The sequence below is a fragment of the Caenimonas koreensis DSM 17982 genome (assembly GCF_009646335.1).
Lineage (GTDB): Bacteria > Pseudomonadota > Gammaproteobacteria > Burkholderiales > Burkholderiaceae_C > Ramlibacter > Ramlibacter koreensis.
The window spans coordinates 178,870-199,117 of record NZ_WJBU01000008.1; the positions used below are offsets into that span (position 1 = coordinate 178,870).

Consider the following 20,248-nt stretch of genomic DNA (forward strand, 5'->3'; position numbering starts at 1 on the left):
ATTGGAGCCCTATCTCGCCATCGTTCTCGGGGCAGCCCTTGCCGGCTTCGTCCAGGGGCTGACGGGGTTCGGCTTCGGGCTCACGGCGATGTCGCTGTGGGCCTGGACGCTGGAGCCCCAGCTCGCCGCGGCGCTCTCGGTGTTTGGCGGGCTCACGGGCCAGGTCATCCAGGCCGTGACGGTGCGGCGCGGGTTCGACTGGCGGCGGCTGCTGCCCTTCATTGCGGGTGGGCTCGTTGGCCTGCCGCTCGGCCTGTGGCTGCTGCCACGGCTCGATGTGCCGACCTTCAAGGCGCTCTTTGGCGCCTTCCTGGTGGTCGTGTGCCCGCTCATGTTTTTTGCGGGCAAGCTGCCGCACATCGAACGCGGTGGCCGGGCGGGCGACGCCGCCGCTGGTGCGCTGGGTGGAGCGATGGGCGGGCTGGGCGGCTTCACCGGCATCGCGCCCACGCTGTGGTGCTCGGTGCGCGGCTTCGACAAGGACGAGCAGCGATCGGTCATCCAGAGCTTCAACCTCACGATGCTCGCGGTGACATTCGCCAGCTATGTCGGCACCGGCATCGTCAACGCCGGCCACCTGCCGCTCTTTGCCATCGTGGCGCCCGCCATGCTGATTCCGTCTTTGCTGGGCGCACGCGTTTACGTCGGCATCAGCGGCGCGGCATTCCGCCAGATCGTGCTGGGGCTGGTGGGCTTGTCGGGCGTGGCGCTGCTCGCAGCCTCACTACCGGTTCTTCTGTTGCGCTGGAACGGGTGATTTTCCTAGGCGCGCAGCCACCGCTGCACGGGCGATTGCGCTCACAATCGCAACAGGAGTTTCCAATTGAGTGTCAAAGCTTTTGTGGTGGAAGACAACGCCGCGATCCGCGAAGGGCTGTGCGAAGCTTTGTGGGAGATGGCCGGCATTGAGACTGCCGGCGTGGCCGCCAGCGAAAAAGCGGCCGTCGCCTGGCTGACCGACGAAGCGAACGACTGGGACATCGCCATCGTTGACCTCATTCTCGAGCCGGGCGGCAGCGGCTTCGGCGTGTTGCACGCCCTGCGCAACCGCTTGCCGGGCCGCAGGATGGTGGTGTTGACAGGCTTGGCCAGCGCGGACGTTCGCGCCAAGTGCGAGGCCCTGGGCAGCGATGGCGTGTTCGACAAGGCCATCGAGACGGAAGCCTTGATGGACTACTGCCGCAGCCTCGCCGAAGGCCACGCACCAGGGCCGGCACCGGCATCTGACCCTGCTTGAGCAGAACCCCGGTCACTCAATCCTTTGCTTATTCGCCTGCACCGCGCGCGCAACCCCGTGCGAGAATCCTCGCCCATCAGGGGAGATTCCGGCAACGCACCGGACAGCTGCGCAACCTACTGGGCACGTACATGAACCACCCCACGATCCTCGTGGTGGACGACAACCCCGATCACCTCGAACTCACGGTGATGGCTCTGGGCGAGTGCTGCGCCCCCGACAGCATTGCAACCGCCTGCGATGGGGTGGAGGCACTCGACTTCCTGTTCGGCCGCGCCAAGCACACCGGACGCAACCAGGACATCCAGCCGCGCCTCGTCATCCTCGACATGAAGCTTGTGCGGCTGCACGGCCTGGAAGTGCTCAGGGCCATGCGACAGAACCCGCGCACCGCGATGCTTCCTGTCGTGATGCATTCATCTTCAGTCGAGAGAAGCGACATCGCCGCCAGTTACGCCTGCGGCGCGAACAGCTACGTTCGCAAAGCGACCGACTACGACGAGCTGCGGCGCAAGATGCGGCAAATCTACGACTTCTGGGTGAATGCCAACGAGCGATGCGAGCCAGCCGGCGCCTGAAGTGCGACGCGCGTTGGCCTGCGTTGCGCGCTGCTAGGGCGCGATGCCCTCAGCCGCAATCTGCCTGAGCGCCTGCTCGAACACCTCGGGCGGCTGGCCGCCCTGTATGAGGTGGCGGTTATTCACGATCACTGACGGCACGGCGCTGATGCCGTGCTGCCGGTAGAACTCCTCGCGTTCCCTGACCTCGGCCGCATAGGCATCGCTGTCGAGGATGCCGGCGGCATGCCTGGCGTCCAGGCCCGCCTCGGCCACGGTTTGCAGCAACACATCGCGCTCCTCCAGCGCACGACCCTCGCCGTGATACGCCTTGAGCAACGCCATCTTCAGGTCGCGCTGCTGCTGCGGCCCCTGCAGGCCCGCCCAGTGCAGCAGACGGTGAGCGTTGAATGTGTTGTAGACGCGGCCACGACCTTCCTTGCGGAACTCGAACCCCACGGACGCGCCACGCTCGCGAATGGCTTCACGCGCGGTGGCTTGCTGCTGCGCGGTCGATCCGTATTTCTGCGTGAGGTGCTCCGTCACATCCTGGCCGCCCGGCGGCATCGCGGGGTTGAGCTCGAAAGGCTCGAAGTGCAGTTCGGCCTTGATCTCGCCGCCAACGCGATCAAGCGCCTGTTCGAGGGAGGCCAGGCCGATGGCGCACCAGGGGCACGCCACGTCGGAGACGAAGTCGATTTTGAGGTTCGTGGTCATGGGTGGATGCTAGTCAACTTTTAAGATCCCTGCGGTGTTCGGGGTGGGCCACGGCCGTCCGGTGGCCTGGACAGTGCGGTTGAGGCTCAACTCGGTCATTACCACTGCGCCATTTCCCTGCGGCAATGGTTCACAACGAGTGCCTGCGCAACGTGTGCGCGCATACATCAGGCAGAGCCGGTATCACCGAGTTGATCGTTCATCGCTCTGATCAGACTGCGAGCGGTGGGCGGCCTTTTCCCGCAGGTAAAGAAGGGAGCCCGGCCCCGCGCCAGTAGGGCGCGCTTCGCGCTTTGGCCGGCGGAATGACACGGAGGGAAAAGGCCGCCCACCGCTCGCAGTCCACCCCTGAACGCGGAGAGAACGCCCCCGCGTCATGAGAATTACAAACGCGCAGCAGGCACAACAGCAACAGGCGCAACCACATCGCCGTTCTGCGCACGATGACGCAGCGCGTGATCGATCACGACGAGCGCCAGCATCGCTTCTGCAATCGGCGTCGCACGGATGCCAACGCACGGATCGTGGCGGCCTTTGGTCACAACTTCGGCGGGCTGGCCCGTGATGTCGATCGTCTCGCGCGGCGTGAGGATGGAGCTGGTCGGCTTGATCGCAATCGACACCTCGAGGTCTTGCCCCGAGCTGATGCCGCCGAGCACGCCGCCCGCGTTGTTGGTACGAAAGCCTTCGGGCGTGGGGGAATCGCCGTGGGTGGACCCGCGCTGCGCAACGCTTGCAAAGCCCGCGCCGATCTCGACGCCCTTCACGGCATTGATGCCCATCATGGCGTAGGCGATATCGGCATCGAGCTTGTCGAACAGCGGCGCGCCCAGGCCCACAGGCACCGAAGACGCCATGACGCGGATGCGTGCGCCGCAGGAGTCGCCGCTCTTGCGCAGTGCGTCCATGTACGTCTCGAGTTGCGACACGTCGGCAACAGGCGCGAAGAACGGGTTGTGGGGCACGTGCTCCCAGCTCTCGAATCCGATAGCGACATCACCGATTTGCTGCATGCAACCGCGAAACACCGTGCCGTACTTCTGCGCGAGCCACTTCTTGGCGACTGCGCCCGCAGCCACCATCGGCGCTGTGAGTCGCGCCGACGCCCTGCCGCCGCCGCGCGGATCGCGCAGGCCGTACTTCTGCAAATAGGTGTAGTCGGCATGGCCGGGGCGGAAGGTCTTGGCGATATCGCTGTAGTCCTTGCTGCGCTGGTCGGTGTTGCGGATCAGCAGGCAGATGGGTGTGCCGGTGGTGTGGCCTTCGAACACGCCCGAGAGGATTTCGACTTTGTCTTCTTCCTGGCGCTGCGTCACGTAGCGGCTGGTGCCGGGGCGGCGGCGGTCAAGATCGGGCTGGATATCGGCTTCGGACAATGGCATGCCGGGCGGGCAGCCGTCGATCACGCAGCCTATGGCGGGCCCGTGCGACTCGCCGAAATTCGTGACTGCAAACAGGGTGCCGAAGGTATTGCCGCTCATGGGTGGCGATTATCCCAGACGCACTTGCAAGCCAGCCCCACGCCCTGCGCACGCTTCATGCTTTGACGTGCGCACGGTGCCCCTACCGCACCGAAGGAGAGCACATGCTGGATCGAACCACCACCGCTTTCTCGCACGTCAAGCCCGGCGACACGGGCTTTGTCTCGGGCGGGCTGCGCGACTTCTTTCTCTACCGCGACCTTGGCGTGGCCGATGCCACGCACGGAAAGGTGATTGCGCACCTTGTCAAGGCGAACGAAGCGCCGGAACAGGGCACGGGCTGGCACAAGCACGAGGCGGACTTCCAGATCGTGATCATGCTCAAGGGCTGGGCGCGCTTCATGTACGAAGACAAGGAGACGCTCGTGTCGGCAGGTGACTGCGTGCACCAGCGCCCGGGCATCCGCCATTACCTCTTCGACTATTCGCCCGACATGGAATACCTGGAGATCGTCTCGCCAGCGGATTTCAAGACGATTGACGTCGAGCCGGTGTGCGCAATACCGGCCCCGACGCCGTGGGCGAGCGCGTAGCGCTTTGCCCTAGAACTCCGCGTCGAGCTCGTCGATTTCGTCGGGCTCTGCCACTGCAGCCGCAACCCATTCCTTCATGGCGGGAAGCTCCATCACCCGCTTGCAATAAGCGGCTGCGGCCTTGTCGATCGCCACGTCGTAAGTGATGAAGCGCGTGACGACCGGCGCATACATCGCATCCGCAATGCACGGCTGCTTGCCAAAGAGAAACGGCCCGCCGTAGGTGGTGAGGCACACCTTCCATATGGCGAGCACACGGTCGATATCGCCCTGCGCGCGCGACCACACCTTGAACGACTTGAAGCGCGCCTTGATGTTCATCGGCAGCGCGCCGCGCATCGACGCAAAGCCCGAGTGCATCTCGCCGCAGATCGAGCGGCAATGGGCGCGTGCCTTCGCATCAGCAGGCAGCAGCCCTGCCTTGGGCTTGATTTCGTTGAGGTATTCGCCAATGGCCATCGAGTCCCACACCTGGATGCCGTTGTGCTCCAGCGCGGGCACGAGCACGGATGAGGACAGCAGCAGCATCTCGGCCTTCATCGCCGGATCGTCCGGTGGAATGACTTTCTCGGTGAAATCGAGCCCGGCCAGGCGGGCCATCAGCCAGCCGCGCAACGACCACGCGCCATAGTTCTTGCTGCTGATCGTGAGAACCGCTTTGCGGGTGGCCATGAAGTCTCCTGGGGCCGGTGCGGCCTGCACAAGGTTGGAGCAAGCCCTGTGCCACGGAAGGACAGTCATGGCCCGCATGGCAGCCAAACACTGGCGCGTAACTTGCCTGCACTCTTCGCATGCTCTACCACGCCTACCAGGCCCAGTCCGACTTGATGTCACCGTTGCGCCTGCTGGCGCAACACACGGGCGCTGCGCTATGGCTGCGGCAGACCGAGGGCACGGTGGTGCGCAAGATTGCTGCCATGTCTGAAGTGTTTTCGCGCATGCGCCTGACGCACAGCCGGCCCGCGTACAACATCGCGTCGGTTCAGGTTGCAACGGGCGAAACACGCGCCGTGGTGGAAGAAGCCGCCTTCACCCTGCCCTTCGGCACGCTGCTGCACTTTCGCAAACCGCACAGCGCGCCGCAGCCGCCCGTGCTGCTCGTCGCACCCCTGTCGGGCCACTTCGCCACACTCTTGCGCGAGACGGCTCGCACGCTGCTGGCCGACCACGACGTGTACATCACCGACTGGCACAACGCGCGCGACGTGCCCTTGCGCGACGGCGAGTTCGGTCTGGACGAGTACATCGACTACATGATCCGGTTCATCGAGGCGATTGGCACCGGCGTGCATGTGGTCGCGGTGTGCCAGCCGTGCGTCGCAGCGCTGGCTGCCGTTGCGATCATGGCTGAGGACGACAACCCGGCGCAGCCGCGCAGCCTCACGCTGATGGCAGGGCCAGTCGATTGCCGCATCAACCCCACGGGCGTGAACGCGCTGGCCACCAGCAAGCCCATCGAATGGTTCGAGCAGAACCTGATCAGCCATGTGCCGTTCCCGCACAAGGGGCACATGCGGCGCGTGTACCCCGGGTTTGTGCAGCTCTCGGCGTTTTTGAGCATGAACCCCGAGCGGCACAAGCAGCAGTTTCGCAACCTGTTCGACCACATCGTGCGCGGCGAGGATGACCAGGCCGACACCATTCGCGTGTTCTACGACGAATATCTGGCCGTGAACGACTTGCCTGCGAAGTTCTACCTGGAGACAGTCGAGAAAGTTTTCCAGACCTACGACCTGGCCGCCGGCAAGCTGATGTGGCGCGGCCGCAAGGTGGACCCGGCTGCGATTCGCCGCACGTGGCTCTTCACGGTGGAGGGCGAGCGCGACGATATATGCGCGATGGGCCAGACGCTGGCCGCGCACGACCTGTGCAGCAGCATCAGGCCGTACAAGAAATCACATCACATGCAAACCGGCGTGGGGCACTACGGTGTGTTCAGCGGCAGGCGCTGGAACCGGCATATCTACCCGCGGCTGCGGGACATCGTGCATTCGGCTTCGGAGTAGGCCTGCGCAACAGCCCCGGCTCAAAGATGCGTGCCGGGCGTCTGGTCTTCTTCGGCTGAAGGCCAGTCGCGGATGTAGGCCTTGAGCATCTTGTTCTCGAAATTCTGGCTGTCCACCACGGCCTTGGCCACGTCGTAGAAGCTGATCACGCCCATGAGCATGCGCTTGTCCATCACAGGCATGTAGCGGGCATGGCGGTCCAGCATCATGCGGCGCACTTCATCGAGTTCAGTTTCGTAGGAGCAGGTGAGCGGATGGTCGTCCATGGCGGTGCGCACGAGCGTCTTGCCAACGGTGCCGCCGTTCTTCACGACGCACAAGATCACTTCGCGGAAGGTGAGCATGCCGACCAAGTCGCCATGCTCCATGACGACGAGCGAGCCGATGTCGCGCTCGGCCATCACTTCAACCGCCTTTGACAACGGCTCGTCGGGCGATGCCGTGTAAAGGGTGCTCCCCTTCACGCGGAGGATGTCGCTGACTTTCATGCCTGTCTCCTGAAGTCCCTGCCCCCTGGCGGGTCTGCAATGAATATAGCCCACAATCATGGGCGGTTCCATAGCGATACAAGAGGAGACACAACGCATGCCCGGCTACTCCGACCCCGGCTTCGACACGCTGGCCCTGCACGCCGGTGCACGGCCCGACCCGGCCACCGGCGCGCGCGCTGTCCCGATTCACCTCACCACCTCCTTCGTCTTCGAGTCGAGCGACCACGCCGCCGCCCTGTTCAACCTCGAGCGCGCAGGCCACGTCTATTCACGCATCAGCAACCCGACCAACGCCGTGCTGGAGCAGCGGATTTCGGCGCTGGAAGGCGGCGTTGGCGCCATTGCTACGGCCAGCGGGCAGGCCGCGCTGCATCTGGCGATTGCCACGCTCATGGGCGCGGGCTCGCACATCGTCGCGAGCACGGCGCTCTACGGCGGCTCGCAGAACCTGCTGCACTACACGATGAGCCGCTTCGGTATCTCGACCACCTTCGTCAAGCCCGGCGACATCGACGGCTGGCGCAACGCGATACGGCCCGACACAAAGCTGCTGTTCGGCGAAACGGTCGGCAACCCCGGCCTCGACGTGCTCGACATTCCGGTGATCAGCGCCATTGCGCATGAGGCAGGTGTGCCGCTGCTGGTGGACTCGACCTTCACCACGCCTTACCTGATGAAGCCGTTCGACCTGGGCGCTGACCTCGTCTACCACTCGGCCACCAAGTTCCTGTCGGGCCACGGCACCGTGATTGGCGGGCTGCTGGTCGATGGCGGCAGCTTCGACTGGGACAAGTCAGGCAAGTTCGCGGAGTTGACGCAGGCCTACGAAGGCTTTCACAACATGGTGTTCAGCGAAGAGTCCACCGTGGGCGCCTTCTTGCTGCGGGCGCGCCGCGAAGGCCTGCGCGACTTCGGCGCATCGATGAGCCCGCACACGGCCTGGCTGATCTTGCAAGGCATAGAAACGCTGTCGCTGCGCATGGACAGGCACATGACCAACACGCGCAAGGTGGTGGAGTTTCTGGCCTCGCACCCACTGGTGGGGCGCGTCGGGCATCCGATGCTCGAATCTCACCCGAGCTACGCGCTGGCGCAAAAGCTGTTGCCGCGCGGCGCCGGCTCGGTGTTCAGCTTCGACATCAAGGGCCATCGCGAACAAGGCAAGAAATTTGTCGAAACGCTGAAGGTGTTCAGCCACCTCGCCAATGTGGGCGACTGCCGCTCGCTGGTGATTCACCCGGCGAGCACAACGCACTTCCGCATGAGCGACGACGCGCTCGTGAACGCTGGCATCACGCAGGGAACGATTCGCCTGTCGATTGGCCTGGAAGATGCCGACGACCTCATTGAAGACCTCAAGCGCGCGCTGAAGGCCGCTGAGAAGGCGGGCGAAAGGGCGGCCTGACATGTACCTCAACGTCAACGGCCACAACACCTTCTGCTACACGGGCGGCAAGCCCTTCGATGCGGCCAAGCCCACTGTGGTGTTCATCCACGGCGTGCTCAACGACCACAGCGTGTGGATCTTGCAGACGCGCTACTTCGCGCACCACGGCTGGAACGTGCTCGCACCCGACTTGCCGGGGCACTGCAAAAGCGAAGGCGAGCCGCCGCAGACGGTGGAAGAAGCAGCGCAGTTCATCCTCGCCTTGCTCGACGCAGCGGGCGTGAAGCGTGCGGCGCTGGTGGGCCACAGCTTTGGCTCGCTCACGGCGGTTGAGGCTGCCGCCATGGCACCGGATCGCGTGACGCACCTTGTGATGGTGGGCACTGCTTTCCCGATGAAGGTGTCGCCCGCGCTGCTCGACAGCTCGCTGAATTCGCCGATGAAGGCGATCGACATGGTCAACACGTTTTCGCATTCGATGCTGGCGCCGCCGCCGTCATCACTCGGGCCGGGCACGTGGCTGTATGGCGGCTCGCGCGCGCTGATGCGCCGCGTGCTGGCGAGCAATGCCAAGGTGAATGTGTTCCACCGCGGCTTCAAGGCGTGCGACGACTATCGCGGCGGTGAAGTGGCGATGGAGAAGGTGAAGTGCCCCGTGCTTTTCATCCTTGGCAAGAGCGACTCCATGACGCTGCCGCGCATGGCGCAGCCGCTGCAGGCGAAGGCGCCGGCTGCCGAAACGGTGCTGCTTGAAGCGGGCCACCAGCTGATGACCGAAGCGCCGGACGGCGTGCTGTTCGCGCTCAAGGACTTCATCAAGCCGTGACGACTCACGCAGCCGTCATCGCCACGCCCGCCATGCCAGCCGCGCGCGCGATCGAGATCGCGTCGGGTTTCGACTTGCGCGCACTGCCGGCCGACTTCTATGCGAATCCGTATCCGGTGTATGCGCACCTGCGCGAGCACGAGCCGGTGAAGCGCATGCCCGACGGATCGCTCTTTCTCACGCGTTATGACGACCTGGTGGCTGTGTACCGCGACGCGCAGCGCTTCAGCTCCGACAAGAAGGTGGAGTTCACGCCGAAGTACGGTGCGGGCTCGCCACTGCTGGCGCATCACACAACGAGCCTCGTGTTCAACGATCCGCCGCTGCACACGCGTGTGCGCAAGCTGATCATGGGGGCGCTCACCCGCCGCGCGATCAGCGACATGGAGCCGGGGCTCGTGCAGCTGGTCGACCGTTTGCTGGATGGCATTGAAGCCAAAGGCGGCGGCGACTTGATCGAAGACTTTGCGTCGGCAATTCCGGTGGAGATCATCGGCAACCTGCTGGGCGTGCCGCACGCTGACCGCGCGCCGCTGCGTGGCTGGTCGCTGGCGATTCTGGGTGCGCTGGAGCCGAAGTTGTCTGCACAGCAGGAAGCGTTGGGCAACCGCAGTGTCGAGGAATTTGTGCTGTACCTGAAGGGACTCGTGGCCGACAGGCGAAAACACCCCGGTGACCCGGAGCATGACGTGCTCACGCGGCTCATCCAGGGCGAGGCAGCGGGCGAGCAACTGAGCGAAGCGGAGTTGCTGCAAAACTGCATCTTCATCCTCAACGCCGGTCACGAGACGACGACGAACCTGATTGGCAATGCGCTCGTGGCGCTGCAGGAGTGGCCGCAGCAAAGGCAGGCGCTTTGCGCATCGCTCAAGGCCCACGCTGGCGACACCGCGGCGACGGAAGTGCTGATGACGCTGGCCGTCGATGAATTCCTGCGCTTCGAATCTTCCAACCAGCTGGGCAACCGCCGCGCGCTGGCGCCCTGCGACGTGGGCGGCGTTGCGCTGGAGGCCGGCGCGCTGGTCACGCTGTGCATTGGCGCGGCCAATCGCGATCCGGCGCAGTTCGCAGATGCAGACCAGCTGCTGCTCACGCGCGAGAACAACAGGCACCTGGCTTTCGGCTTTGGCATTCACCAATGCGCGGGCTTGAGCCTGGCGCGGCTCGAAGGCCGCATCGCGATCGGTCGCTTTCTCACGCGCTTTGCGGACTACCGCCTCACAGCACCGCCTGTGCGCGGCGGGCGGGCGCGGTTTCGCGGCTTCTTGCACGCGCCCTTCTCGGTCGCCTAAACTGCGTCGATCACCAGGAGACAGCCATGGACACAACGGCCACCGCATCCACCTCTGCTGCCACCGCGAACCCCGTGGACCCACGCAGCTTCGCGAGCTTTTCCGAGTTCTATCCGTTCTACCTGACGGAGCACAGCAACCTCACCTGCCGCCGGCTGCACTTTATCGGTTCCAGCCTGTCGCTGTCATGTCTTGCGCTGATATTCGTCACCGGCAGCGCCTGGTGGATTTTGGCGGGGCTGCTGTGCGGCTACGGCTTCGCGTGGATCGGGCACTTCGGCTTTGAGAAGAACAAGCCCGCCAGCTTCAAGCGGCCGCTCTACAGCTTCATGGGCGACTGGGTGATGTACAAGGACATCCTCACGGGCAAGGTGAAGATCTGAGGCTTGCGCACCCGGGCGTCAGAGCACGTCCTTGACCAGCACTTGCGACAGGCGGGCACTCGCCCACAGCTTGTCCGTCGCGTCGGACGACGTCACCAGCAGCTGGCGCATCAGCGCTTCGAGCGGGGTGGTCTGCACGTCAACCAGCAGCAGGTAGCGCGTGTTTTCTTCGTCTTCGATCTCGTTGAGGCGGCCAACCCAGTCGAGATCGACCAGCGCTTCCATCACCGGTTCGAGTTGCAACACCTCGACCTGCAGCGCCTGGCCCAGCCCCGCCAGGCTCAAGCCGCGATGCGGCTCGCCCCGTGCGTTCTCCAGTTCGCGCAACACCTCGATGGCAAGCTGGAACTGCCAGCCATTGACCAGCGGCCGGCGGCTCGTGCCGGCCAGCAGGCTCGGCATGTACGCGGTGAACACAGCACCCAGCAGCACGATGATCCACACCAGGTAGATCCACACGAGCAGGATTGGAAAGGTCGCGAACGCACCATACACCAGCGAGTACGTCGGCACCTTGCCCAGGTACGCCGCCAGCAACTGGCGCGCGAGCTCGATGCCAACGCCAGCAAAAATGCCGCCTGCCCACGCATGGCTGCGGCGCACCGGCGCGTTCGGCACGTAGCGATACAGCGCCGCAAGCGCCGATGAAAGCAGGACGAATTCGAGCACATCGAACAGCAGTTGCACCGTGCCCGGTATCGCCGCCACCACACCGCGCGACGCCGAAATCACATAGGAGCTGAAACTCAGCGATGCCGCCAGCAGCAGCGGGCCCAGCGTCATCACGGCCCAGTAAATCAGCACGCGCTGCCCGAGCGGCCGCGCACGCTTGACGCGCCAGATGTTGTTCAGCGTCCGGTCGATCGTGAGCACCAGCGCCAGCGCTGAGGCGAACAGCGCGGCCAGGCCCAGCGCGCCCAGCCTGCTCGCCTTGCCGGAGAACTGCGTGAGATAGCCGAGCACCTGGCGCGAGATCGAATCGGGCACCAGGCTTTGCACCAGCCAGGCCTGCAACGCGCCTTCGAGCTTGCCGAACATCGGGAACGCGGTGAACACGGCCAGCGCCACGGTGAAGAACGGCACGAGCGCCATCGTCGTGGTGAACGTGAGGCTGCTGGCGGTGAGCGCAATGCGGTCCTCACGAAAGCGCTCGCCCAGCGTCAGGGCGGTGGCCTTCCAGGGCACGTGGGCAAGATCGGCGAAGGCCTGACTCCATTTCATCGCCGCTATGATGCCATCGCACCTTATGACCGATTCCGCACAACCTTTGAGCAACGCCGTTTCCGCCACCCGTTGGCTTGCTGTAGGCAGCCTGCTCGGGCTGATCGTGCTGGGTGTGGCGTGGGAGCTGTGGCTCGCGCCTTTGCGCCCGGGTGGCACCTTGCTCGCGCTCAAGGTGTTGCCGCTGTGCATTCCGCTCGCCGGGATTCTGCGCAACCGCATGTACACCTACCGCTGGGTGAGCCTGGTGGTGTGGCTCTACTTCATCGAAGGCGTGGTGCGCGCATGGAAGGCGGATGCTGCGACCACGGCTTGCGCACTGGCGGAGGTTGCGTTGTGCCTGTGCCTGTTTGCCGCCTGCGCGATGCATGTGCGGCTGCGCCTTGCCAAGGCGCCAGCATGAGAGCGGCAACATGAAGGCACTGCTGGATCAATTGCGGTCCATCGCCGGTGAAGCAAATGTGCTGACCGAAGGCGATTTGAGTGCGTGGGAGCATGACTGGCGCAAGCGCTCGCAGGGCAAGTCGCTTGCAGTCGTGCGGCCAGCCACCAACATGCAAGTCGCGCAAATCGTCCAGGCGTGTGCTGCTGCCAGCGTGACTATCGTGCCGCAGGGCGGCAACACGGGGCTTGTGGTGGGATCAACGCCTGATGAGTCAGGCACGCAGATCGTGTTGAGCTTGCAGCGCATGAACGCCGTGCGCGAGATCGACGCGGCTAACCTCACCATCACCGTTGAAGCCGGCTGCGTGTTGCAGGCCGTGCAGCAGGCCGCGCAGGCCGAAGGCTTGCTCTTTCCGCTCAGCCTTGCCGCAGAAGGCAGCTGCACGATCGGCGGCAACCTCTCCACGAACGCAGGCGGCACGCAAGTCGTGCGCTACGGCAACGCACGCGATCTGTGCCTGGGCCTTGAAGTGGTCACGGCCGGTGGCGAGGTGTGGAATGGCCTGTCGAGCCTGCGCAAGGACAACACCGGCTACGACCTGCGTGACCTGTTCATTGGCAGCGAAGGCACGCTGGGCATCATCACGGCCGCGACGATGAAGCTGTACCCCCTGCCCGCGTCCACGCTCACGGCATGGGCCGCAGTGCCATCGCTGGAGTCCGCCGTTGAACTGCTCGGCATGGCGCACCGCCACCTGGGCGCGGGGCTGACGGGTTTCGAAGTGATGGGCCAGTTCGCATTGAGCCTTGTGGCGCGCCACTACCCGCAGATGCGCGTGCCGCTCTACAAGCAGTGGCCCTACTGCGTGTTGATCGAAAACTCCGACCACGAGTCCGACTTGCATGCACGCACGCAGTTCGAGCGCCTGCTGGAGTCGGCGATGGAAGAGGGCTTGGTCACGGATGCCGTCGTCGCCGAAAACCTCACGCAGGCACACCAGTTGTGGCACATCCGCGAGAGCATTCCGCTCGCGCAGGCCGAAGAGGGCTTGAATATCAAGCACGACATTTCCATTCCGGTGTCGCGCATTCCCGAGTTCTGCGAAGTGACCGACACCCTGCTTTCTGCGGCGATTCCCGGCGTGCGGCTGGTGAATTTCGGCCACCTGGGTGATGGCAACTTGCACTACAACGTGCAGGCCCCTGCGGGTGGCGACAACGCGGCCTTCCTGCGTGAATGGGAAGAGCGCGTGAACACGATCGTGTTCGACTCCGTGCACAACTTCAGTGGCTCGATCTCGGCGGAACACGGCGTAGGCAGCCTGAAGGCCGGCAAGCTGCTGGACCACAAATCACCGGTGGCGCTGGAGATGATGCGGTCGATCAAACGCGCGCTCGACCCGAACAACACCATGAATCCGGGCCGGGTGATCCGCGCTTGAGATAATCGCGCCATGACTGCCGACAGCCGCCCTGCCCGCTCGCAATACGAAGACTTCATGCGCCATGTGTACACGCATGGCACACCCAAAACCGATCGCACCGGAACCGGCACACGCAGTGTGTTCGGCTACCAGATGCGCTTCGACCTGAACGAGGGGTTTCCGCTCGTCACGACGAAGAAAGTCCACCTGAAGTCGATCATTCTTGAACTGCTGTGGTTCCTCAAGGGCTCGAGCGACAACAACTGGCTCAAGGAGCGCGGCGTTTCCATCTGGAACGAGTGGGCGCGCGAAGACGGCGACCTGGGTCCCGTGTACGGCGTGCAGTGGCGCAGCTGGCCCACGCCCGATGGCGGGCATGTGGACCAGATCGCCGAAGCAGTCAAGACGATCAAGACCAACCCGGATTCGCGCCGCATCATCGTGAGCGCGTGGAACGTGGCCGATATTCCGAAGATGGCGCTTGCGCCGTGCCACGCGTTTTTCCAGTTTTACGTGGCTGACGGAAAACTCTCCTGCCAGCTCTACCAGCGCAGCGCCGACATCTTCCTGGGTGTACCGTTCAACATCGCCAGCTACGCACTGCTCACGCACATGATTGCGCAGCAGTGCGACCTGGGCGTGGGCGACTTCATCTGGACGGGTGGGGACTGCCATATCTACAACGATCATGTCTCCCAATGTGAGCTCCAGCTGTCGCGCGCGCCCTATGCGTACCCGCTGCTGAACATCAAGCGCCGGCCAGCATCGATCTTCGACTATGAATTTGAGGACTTTGAGGTCCGCGACTACCAGTCGCATCCGCACATTCCAGGAAAAGTGTCCAAGTGACAGGCGCGACCCGAAAGCCTCGACTGTTCATCGGCTCGTCGGTTGAAAGCCTGGAGATCGCCTACGCCATCCAGGAGAGCCTTGACCACGATGCCGAATGCACCGTCTGGACACAAGGGGTCTTTCGTCCGACCAGGCAGGCGCTGGACAGTCTCATACAAACACTCGACACAGTCGATTGCGCGGTTTTCGCGTTTACACCGGATGACATCGCCATCATCCGGGGTGAGCAGCACCGAATCGTCAGAGACAACATCATCTTCGAACTCGGCCTGTTCATGGGTCGACTCGGCGCCGCAGGCTGCTTCCTTGTGGCGCCCCGCAGCAGCCCCGCCTTGCATCTGCCTTCCGATTTGCTCGGGCTGACCGTACTGACCTATAACGACCAGCGCAGCGACAAAAACAATTTCGCGGCTCTGGGTGCCGCCTGCAACGCGATTCGGCGTGAGCTGCCTGCCGTCGCCAGACTTCGTCGCGAGGCGTCGCTCGACGCGTTGCCGGTCGAAACCGTGCAGGATAAATACCTGCGCTTGGAAGCGCTTTGGAATGGCGACGAGCTCAAGCGCGACAGGGCGATCCTTCGCGCAGGAATTCCGCTGTCGGCGCTGGAAGACGAAGACGGTGTCGCTACCGCTGCGCTGGAACGTGTTTATTCGTTTCTCAACGCAGTCGCCGACACTCTCCTGAAAGACCCTGGCCTTGCGCTTCGAGCGCGACCTGTTTTTGCTCAAGCAGTGCGCTCTGTTTGGGAGCGCGTGTTCGCCTACTTCACGCCACCCTCCGCTGACTCCTCAGAGGTGTGGGGCTCAGACCTGCCTCCAGTTGCGAAATTGAATCTGCTATGGGCGCAATGAAACTCGGCCTGATCTACGCGCAATCGCGCAACGGCGTGATCGGCAAGGACGGCGTGATGCCGTGGCACTTGCCTGAGGATCTCGCGCATCTGAAGAAGATGACGATGGGCTGCCCCGTGATCATGGGGCGCAAGACTTGGGAGTCATTGCCACCGCGCTTTCGGCCCCTTCCGGGCCGCACCAACGTCGTGATCACCCGGCAGGCCGACTTCGACGCACCGGGGGGCACTGTTGTCGCATCACTGGACGACGCTATTGCGCACTGCAGGGCACTCGTCCCAGCGAATGACACGGTGTGGATCATCGGCGGTGCGCAGATTTATGCGCTGGCCGCGCCCTTCGCCGATATCGCTGTCGTCACCGAGATCGACGCTGACTTCGACGGCGACACGTTCGCGCCAACGCTCGGCTCGAACTGGGTCGAGACGCAGCGCGAGCGTCACGAATCGTCAACGGGCGTGCGCTACAGTTTCGTCACTTTCAAAAATACAAGTCGAGGAGACTGATATGTCCGGAGCCGGATTCCACGTGCATGGCCCGCACGACCACGAGCTGGAGCACGCCACGCAACATGCGGCGCATGAAGCGGGCGGCGGCATGATCAACCAGATTGCGATGTTCACTGCGGTGATCGCCACCATCGGCGCGATCTTCTCGTACATGGGCGGTGCAACGCAGGCGAACGCGGGGCTTTACAAGAACAACGCTGCGATCAAGAAGACAGAGGCGTCCAACCAGTGGAACTACTTCCAGTCCAAGAGCACGAAGCAGTCGCTCGCTGAAATCTCGCGTGACCTGACGCCGGTGCAGGCCGACAAGGACAAGTACCAGGCCAAGATCGATCGCTACGAGAAGGAAAAGAACGAGATCAAGCTGGTCGCCGAAGGGCTTGAGAAAGACTCCACGCAGTGGGACAAGCAAAGCGATGAGCAGATGCACTTGCATCATCGCTGGGCGCAGGCAACGACTGCGCTCCAGGTGTCTATCGCGCTCGCAGCCATCGCACTGCTCACGAAGAAGAAGTGGCTTGAGTACGGCATGTTCGCCATGGGCGCTGTTGGCGTAGCAATCGGCGCGGCGGCTGTGCTCCATATCTAGGCTGGTCGTGAAGATCACCACCTGGAACGTCAACTCGCTGACAGCGCGGCTGCAGCACGTGCTCGACTGGACCGCCGCAAACCCTGTCGATGTGCTGTGCCTGCAAGAGTTGAAGATGACGGACGACAAGTTTCCGTTCGAGGCGCTGCACGCGGCCGGCTATGAGCATTGCGCCATGTTCGGGCAGAAGACGTACAACGGTGTCGCGATCCTGAGCCGGCAGCCCTTGCGCGATGTGGTGAAGAACATCGTCGGCTTCGAAGACGAACACTCACGCGTGATTGCGGCGACTGTTGATGGCCCTGCAGGCGAGGTGCGCGTCGTCAACGGCTACTTCGTCAATGGCCAGGAGCCGGGCAGCGAGAAGTTTGCGTACAAGATGAACTGGCTGCGCGGGCTTAATGGCTATCTGCGTGACGAGCTGGGCAAGCACGAGCGGCTTGTGCTGCTTGGCGACTTCAACATTGCACCGGAAGACCGCGACTCGTACGACCCGGTCGGCTTGAAGGACACGATCCATCACACGGTGCAAGAGCGCGAGCACTTCAGGCAGTTGATTGAACTCGGCCTGGCCGACAGCTTCCGCATGTTCGATCAGCCCGAGAAGAGTTTCAGCTGGTGGGACTACCGCATGCTGGGCTACCAGAAGAACCGCGGCCTGCGCATCGACCACATCCTGGTGAGCGGCAAGCTCAAGCCCGAGGTAAAGGGCTGCACGATCGACCGCGTGCCACGGAAGTGGGAAAAGCCGAGCGATCACGCGCCAGTGACGCTGGAGATTTGATGTCTTGCCCCTTCCCCCTCCGGGGAAAGGTTGGGATGGGGGCATTTCAGCGGCTGGCGTGCCCCCACCCCTGCCCTCCCCCGGAGGGGGAGGGAGAAAGTCATTCCAGGCCCAGCTCCTGGATCTTTCGCGTGATGGTGTTGCGGCCAATGCCTAGCTTTTGCGCCGCCTCAATCCTGCGTCCGCGTGTATTGGCAAGCGCCGTGAGGATCAGCTTCGACTCGAAGCGCTTGGTGAGCGCTTCCCATACGTCGTGCCTGCCGCTCACGAGCAACGCGAGGGCTTCAGCTTCGAGGCCGGTTTCCCATCCCGCCGAACCGGTCGTTGCCACAGCAACTGCAGGCTCGCTGGCTGCCACATGAATTTCTTCAGCGGCGGCCCGGGGGATTTCAACTGGCGGCGCCGCAACGCGCACGCCTGAGGTTGAGGCCTGCGCATGCGCGGCGATCACTTCCGGCGGCAGGTCTTTCGGCTCGATCACCTGCGCAGGCGCCATCACCGTGAGCCAATGGCAAATGTTCTCGAGTTGCCGCACGTTGCCGGGAAAGCTGAACGTGGAGAGGCTGACGAGTGCTGAATCGGAGATTCGCTTCGGCTCGACGCCCAGCTGCTTGGCGCTGACTTGCAGAAAGTGCCGCGCGAGCATCGGGATGTCTTCAAGCCGCTCGCGCAAGGGCGGCAAGCGCAGGCGGATCACGTTCAGGCGGTGGAACAAGTCCTCGCGGAAGGCGCCTTCCTTGACGCGCTGCTCCAGGTCCTGGTGCGTCGCGGCAATCACGCGCACATTGGCCTTCACGGCGTTGTGGCCGCCCACACGATAGAAGTGCCCGTCAGACAGCACGCGCAGCAACCGCGTTTGCAGGTCGAACGGCATGTCGCCGATTTCATCGAGAAAGAGCGTGCCGCCTTCGGCCTGCTCGAAGCGGCCCCGCCGCATGGTCTGCGCGCCGGTGAATGCGCCGCGCTCATGGCCGAAGAGTTCGCTCTCCAGCAAGTCCTTTGGAATGGCGGCTGTGTTGATGGCAACAAACGGCCCGCCCGCGCGCGGCGAATGCTTGTGCAGTGCGCGTGCCACCAGCTCTTTGCCCGTGCCCGACTCGCCGGTGATCATCACCGTGACATTGCTCTGCGACAGCCGGCCGATGCCGCGGAACACGTCCTGCATCGCTGTCGCCTGGCCGAGCATTTCGGGGGCGGCGACCATTCGCTCTTCCGCGACTTCTTCGCGCTGGCTCTCTTCGACGGCGCGGCGAATCAGCTCGATGGCCTTGGGCAAATCGAAGGGCTTGGGCAGGTATTCGAATGCGCCGCCCTGGAAGGCGGACACAGCACTGTCGAGATCGGAGAAGGCCGTCATGATGATGACGGGCAAGCCGGGGTGGCGCTCCTTCACCTTCGTGAGCAAGTCCAGCCCCGAGCCACCCGGCATGCGGATGTCGCTCACCAGCACTTGCGGGCCATCGTCGTCATCGCCAGCGTCGAGTGCTGTCAGCACCTCGCGCGGGTTCGTGAAACTGCGCGTGGGCATGTCTTCCCGCAACAGCGCTTTTTCGAGCACGAAGCGAATGGACTGGTCATCGTCAACTATCCAGATCGGCTTCATGTTTTGCTTTGTCACCTCAGGTCACTGTCACTGTTTTTCATGGCAACGGAATCAACAACTTGAAGTCCGTCCGCCCTGGCACGCTGTCACATTCGATCAGGCCATGATGCTGCTGCACGAAGGTTTGCGCCAGCGTCAGCCCCAGCCCTGAACCACCCTCTCTTCCCGAAACCAATGGAAAGAAGATGCGGTCCCTGATCGAGTCCGGTACACCGGGCCCGTTATCGATGACATGCAATTCCAGTGCCAGTCGATAGCGCTGCTTGCCGAATGTCACTTGTCGCGCGATGCGCGTGCGAAATACCAGCTGTGCATCACCATCGGCGATGCGATCCGTCAATGCCTGGCAAGCGTTATGCGCAATGTTCAGCACCGCCTGAATCAGCTGCTCGCGGTCGCCGCGGAATTCAGGAATGGATGTGTCGTACTCGCGCACGACCTTCAGGCCGCGCGGAAACTCCGCAAGAATCAGTGAGCGGACGCGCTCGCACACTTCATGGACATTCACGTCGCCCACCACGTGCGGCCTGCGATGCGGCGCGAGCAAGCGGTCCACCAGCGTCTGCAAGCGGTCGGCCTCGTGGATGATGACGCGGGTGTATTCCTTCAGGTCCTTCGAGTCGATCTCCATCTCGAGCAACTGCGCCGCGCCGCGAATGCCACCGAGGGGATTCTTGATTTCATGCGCCAGGTTGCGGATGAGCTCCTTGTTCGCCTGCGCCTGTTCGAGCAGGCGCTCTTCACGGTCTTGCCTGGCTTGCGCTTCGAGCGGCAGCAGCTCGACGATGAATTCATCGGGGCGGTCAGTCTGGGCAACCACCACGTGCACGGGCAATGAGTCATGGCCCTGCCGCACGAGCCAGGCGTCATAGCGCAGCGCTGCAAACTCATTGCTGCTGGCGCCGCCCAGCGCGTTCTGCAGCACATGGGGCTCGGTGAAGCACTGCGTGAAGTTGGATGCCTCGATCGCGCGGCGCGAGATGCCCAGTGCATCCTCGAGCGCGGAGTTGGCAAAGATGACGGACCCATTGCCAGTGACCACGGCCACGAGTGTGGCCAACAGGTCCAGCGACTGGAATCGGGGATTGGGGGTGGGTGCCGGCTTGTTCAAGCCGACATTC

Annotated in this window: 23 protein-coding genes; 16 read left to right on the top strand and 7 right to left on the bottom strand. The window is 63.6% G+C overall.

The window, feature by feature from the left end:
• The first annotated feature begins 1 nt into the window (after position 1).
• The 3 genes from GHT07_RS09320 (at position 2) to GHT07_RS09330 (ending at position 1,815) form a co-directional block, all read left to right on the top strand.
• Entirely contained in the window at positions 2–757 is a 756-nt protein-coding gene (locus tag GHT07_RS09320) for a sulfite exporter TauE/SafE family protein (RefSeq protein ID WP_153584798.1), read from the top strand.
• Positions 758–823: 66 nt separating this feature from the next.
• Positions 824–1,237, top strand: coding sequence for a response regulator transcription factor (locus GHT07_RS09325; RefSeq protein ID WP_153584799.1), 414 nt, complete (start codon positions 824–826; stop codon positions 1,235–1,237).
• A gap of 131 nt (positions 1,238–1,368) precedes the next feature.
• Positions 1,369–1,815 (top strand): response regulator, encoded by a 447-nt coding sequence (locus tag GHT07_RS09330; RefSeq protein ID WP_153584800.1) that lies wholly within the window; start codon positions 1,369–1,371, stop codon positions 1,813–1,815.
• A gap of 33 nt (positions 1,816–1,848) precedes the next feature.
• Here GHT07_RS09330 and GHT07_RS09335 read toward each other — a convergent pair whose 3' ends face one another.
• Together GHT07_RS09335 and aroC are read right to left on the bottom strand one after the other, a co-directional pair.
• On the bottom strand, positions 1,849–2,511 hold the full coding sequence (locus tag GHT07_RS09335; RefSeq protein WP_153584801.1) for a DsbA family oxidoreductase: 663 nt from the start codon (positions 2,509–2,511) through the stop codon (positions 1,849–1,851).
• 383 nt (positions 2,512–2,894) lie between these two features.
• Complete coding sequence (aroC, locus tag GHT07_RS09340; protein ID WP_153584802.1) at positions 2,895–3,992, bottom strand: chorismate synthase; 1,098 nt, start codon at positions 3,990–3,992, stop codon at positions 2,895–2,897.
• 104 nt (positions 3,993–4,096) lie between these two features.
• On the opposite strand from aroC, the gene GHT07_RS09345 reads away from it, so the two are divergent.
• Positions 4,097–4,525: a cupin domain-containing protein gene (locus GHT07_RS09345; protein WP_153584803.1), complete on the top strand. Its 429-nt coding sequence runs from the start codon at positions 4,097–4,099 to the stop codon at positions 4,523–4,525.
• A gap of 9 nt (positions 4,526–4,534) precedes the next feature.
• Here the strand turns inward: GHT07_RS09345 and GHT07_RS09350 are convergent, their stop codons facing one another.
• Positions 4,535–5,197 carry a glutathione S-transferase gene (locus GHT07_RS09350; RefSeq protein WP_153584804.1) on the bottom strand — a complete coding sequence of 221 codons (663 nt, stop codon included), beginning with the start codon at positions 5,195–5,197 and terminating at the stop codon, positions 4,535–4,537.
• 119 nt (positions 5,198–5,316) lie between these two features.
• Between GHT07_RS09350 and GHT07_RS09355 the strand changes: the two genes are divergently transcribed.
• A complete protein-coding gene (locus tag GHT07_RS09355) occupies positions 5,317–6,531 on the top strand; it encodes a polyhydroxyalkanoate depolymerase (RefSeq protein WP_153584805.1) in 1,215 nt (404 codons plus the stop codon).
• A 20-nt stretch (positions 6,532–6,551) separates the two neighbouring features.
• Here GHT07_RS09355 and GHT07_RS09360 read toward each other — a convergent pair whose 3' ends face one another.
• Complete coding sequence (locus GHT07_RS09360; RefSeq protein ID WP_153584806.1) at positions 6,552–7,019, bottom strand: CBS domain-containing protein; 468 nt, start codon at positions 7,017–7,019, stop codon at positions 6,552–6,554.
• 97 nt (positions 7,020–7,116) lie between these two features.
• Here GHT07_RS09360 and GHT07_RS09365 point away from each other — a divergent pair, with 97 nt between their 5' ends.
• Genes GHT07_RS09365 through GHT07_RS09380 form a run of 4 tightly spaced genes read left to right on the top strand, consistent with a single transcriptional unit; the run spans position 7,117 to position 10,910 of the window.
• The gene (locus tag GHT07_RS09365; protein WP_153584807.1) at positions 7,117–8,427 is read left to right on the top strand and encodes an O-acetylhomoserine aminocarboxypropyltransferase; all 1,311 of its coding nucleotides are present in this window, start codon (positions 7,117–7,119) and stop codon (positions 8,425–8,427) included.
• Position 8,428: 1 nt separating this feature from the next.
• Positions 8,429–9,235, top strand: coding sequence for an alpha/beta fold hydrolase (locus GHT07_RS09370; protein WP_153584808.1), 807 nt, complete (start codon positions 8,429–8,431; stop codon positions 9,233–9,235).
• A gap of 32 nt (positions 9,236–9,267) precedes the next feature.
• Positions 9,268–10,527, top strand: coding sequence for a cytochrome P450 (locus GHT07_RS09375; protein WP_153584867.1), 1,260 nt, complete (start codon positions 9,268–9,270; stop codon positions 10,525–10,527).
• Between the two features lie 26 nt (positions 10,528–10,553).
• On the top strand, positions 10,554–10,910 hold the full coding sequence (locus GHT07_RS09380; protein WP_153584809.1) for a DUF962 domain-containing protein: 357 nt from the start codon (positions 10,554–10,556) through the stop codon (positions 10,908–10,910).
• 18 nt (positions 10,911–10,928) lie between these two features.
• On the opposite strand, the gene GHT07_RS09385 is transcribed toward GHT07_RS09380, so the two are convergent.
• A complete protein-coding gene (locus GHT07_RS09385; RefSeq protein WP_153584810.1) occupies positions 10,929–12,131 on the bottom strand; it encodes a YihY family inner membrane protein in 1,203 nt (400 codons plus the stop codon).
• 25 nt (positions 12,132–12,156) lie between these two features.
• On the opposite strand from GHT07_RS09385, the gene GHT07_RS09390 reads away from it, so the two are divergent.
• The 7 genes from GHT07_RS09390 to xth are packed head-to-tail and all read left to right on the top strand — an operon-like array spanning position 12,157 to position 17,524.
• Entirely contained in the window at positions 12,157–12,534 is a 378-nt protein-coding gene (locus GHT07_RS09390) for a DUF2069 domain-containing protein (protein WP_153584811.1), read from the top strand.
• Between the two features lie 10 nt (positions 12,535–12,544).
• Positions 12,545–13,957 (top strand): FAD-binding oxidoreductase, encoded by a 1,413-nt coding sequence (locus tag GHT07_RS09395; RefSeq protein ID WP_153584812.1) that lies wholly within the window; start codon positions 12,545–12,547, stop codon positions 13,955–13,957.
• Between the two features lie 12 nt (positions 13,958–13,969).
• Positions 13,970–14,788 (top strand): thymidylate synthase, encoded by an 819-nt coding sequence (locus GHT07_RS09400; RefSeq protein WP_153584813.1) that lies wholly within the window; start codon positions 13,970–13,972, stop codon positions 14,786–14,788.
• On the top strand, positions 14,785–15,642 hold the full coding sequence (locus GHT07_RS09405) for a TIR domain-containing protein (RefSeq protein WP_153584814.1): 858 nt from the start codon (positions 14,785–14,787) through the stop codon (positions 15,640–15,642). The genes GHT07_RS09400 and GHT07_RS09405 overlap by 4 nt, the downstream gene beginning before the upstream one ends.
• Complete coding sequence (locus tag GHT07_RS09410; RefSeq protein WP_153584868.1) at positions 15,639–16,148, top strand: dihydrofolate reductase; 510 nt, start codon at positions 15,639–15,641, stop codon at positions 16,146–16,148. Before GHT07_RS09405 ends, GHT07_RS09410 begins: the two co-directional genes overlap by 4 nt.
• Position 16,149: 1 nt before the next feature.
• On the top strand, positions 16,150–16,740 hold the full coding sequence (locus tag GHT07_RS09415; protein WP_153584815.1) for a DUF4337 domain-containing protein: 591 nt from the start codon (positions 16,150–16,152) through the stop codon (positions 16,738–16,740).
• Positions 16,741–16,747: 7 nt separating this feature from the next.
• A complete protein-coding gene (gene xth / locus GHT07_RS09420; protein ID WP_323740861.1) occupies positions 16,748–17,524 on the top strand; it encodes an exodeoxyribonuclease III in 777 nt (258 codons plus the stop codon).
• Positions 17,525–17,624: 100 nt separating this feature from the next.
• Here xth and ntrC read toward each other — a convergent pair whose 3' ends face one another.
• Positions 17,625–19,127, bottom strand: coding sequence for a nitrogen regulation protein NR(I) (ntrC, locus tag GHT07_RS09425; protein ID WP_153584817.1), 1,503 nt, complete (start codon positions 19,125–19,127; stop codon positions 17,625–17,627).
• A 37-nt stretch (positions 19,128–19,164) separates the two neighbouring features.
• Complete coding sequence (gene glnL / locus GHT07_RS09430) at positions 19,165–20,238, bottom strand: nitrogen regulation protein NR(II) (protein WP_153584818.1); 1,074 nt, start codon at positions 20,236–20,238, stop codon at positions 19,165–19,167.
• Between the last annotated feature and the right edge of the window lie 10 nt (positions 20,239–20,248).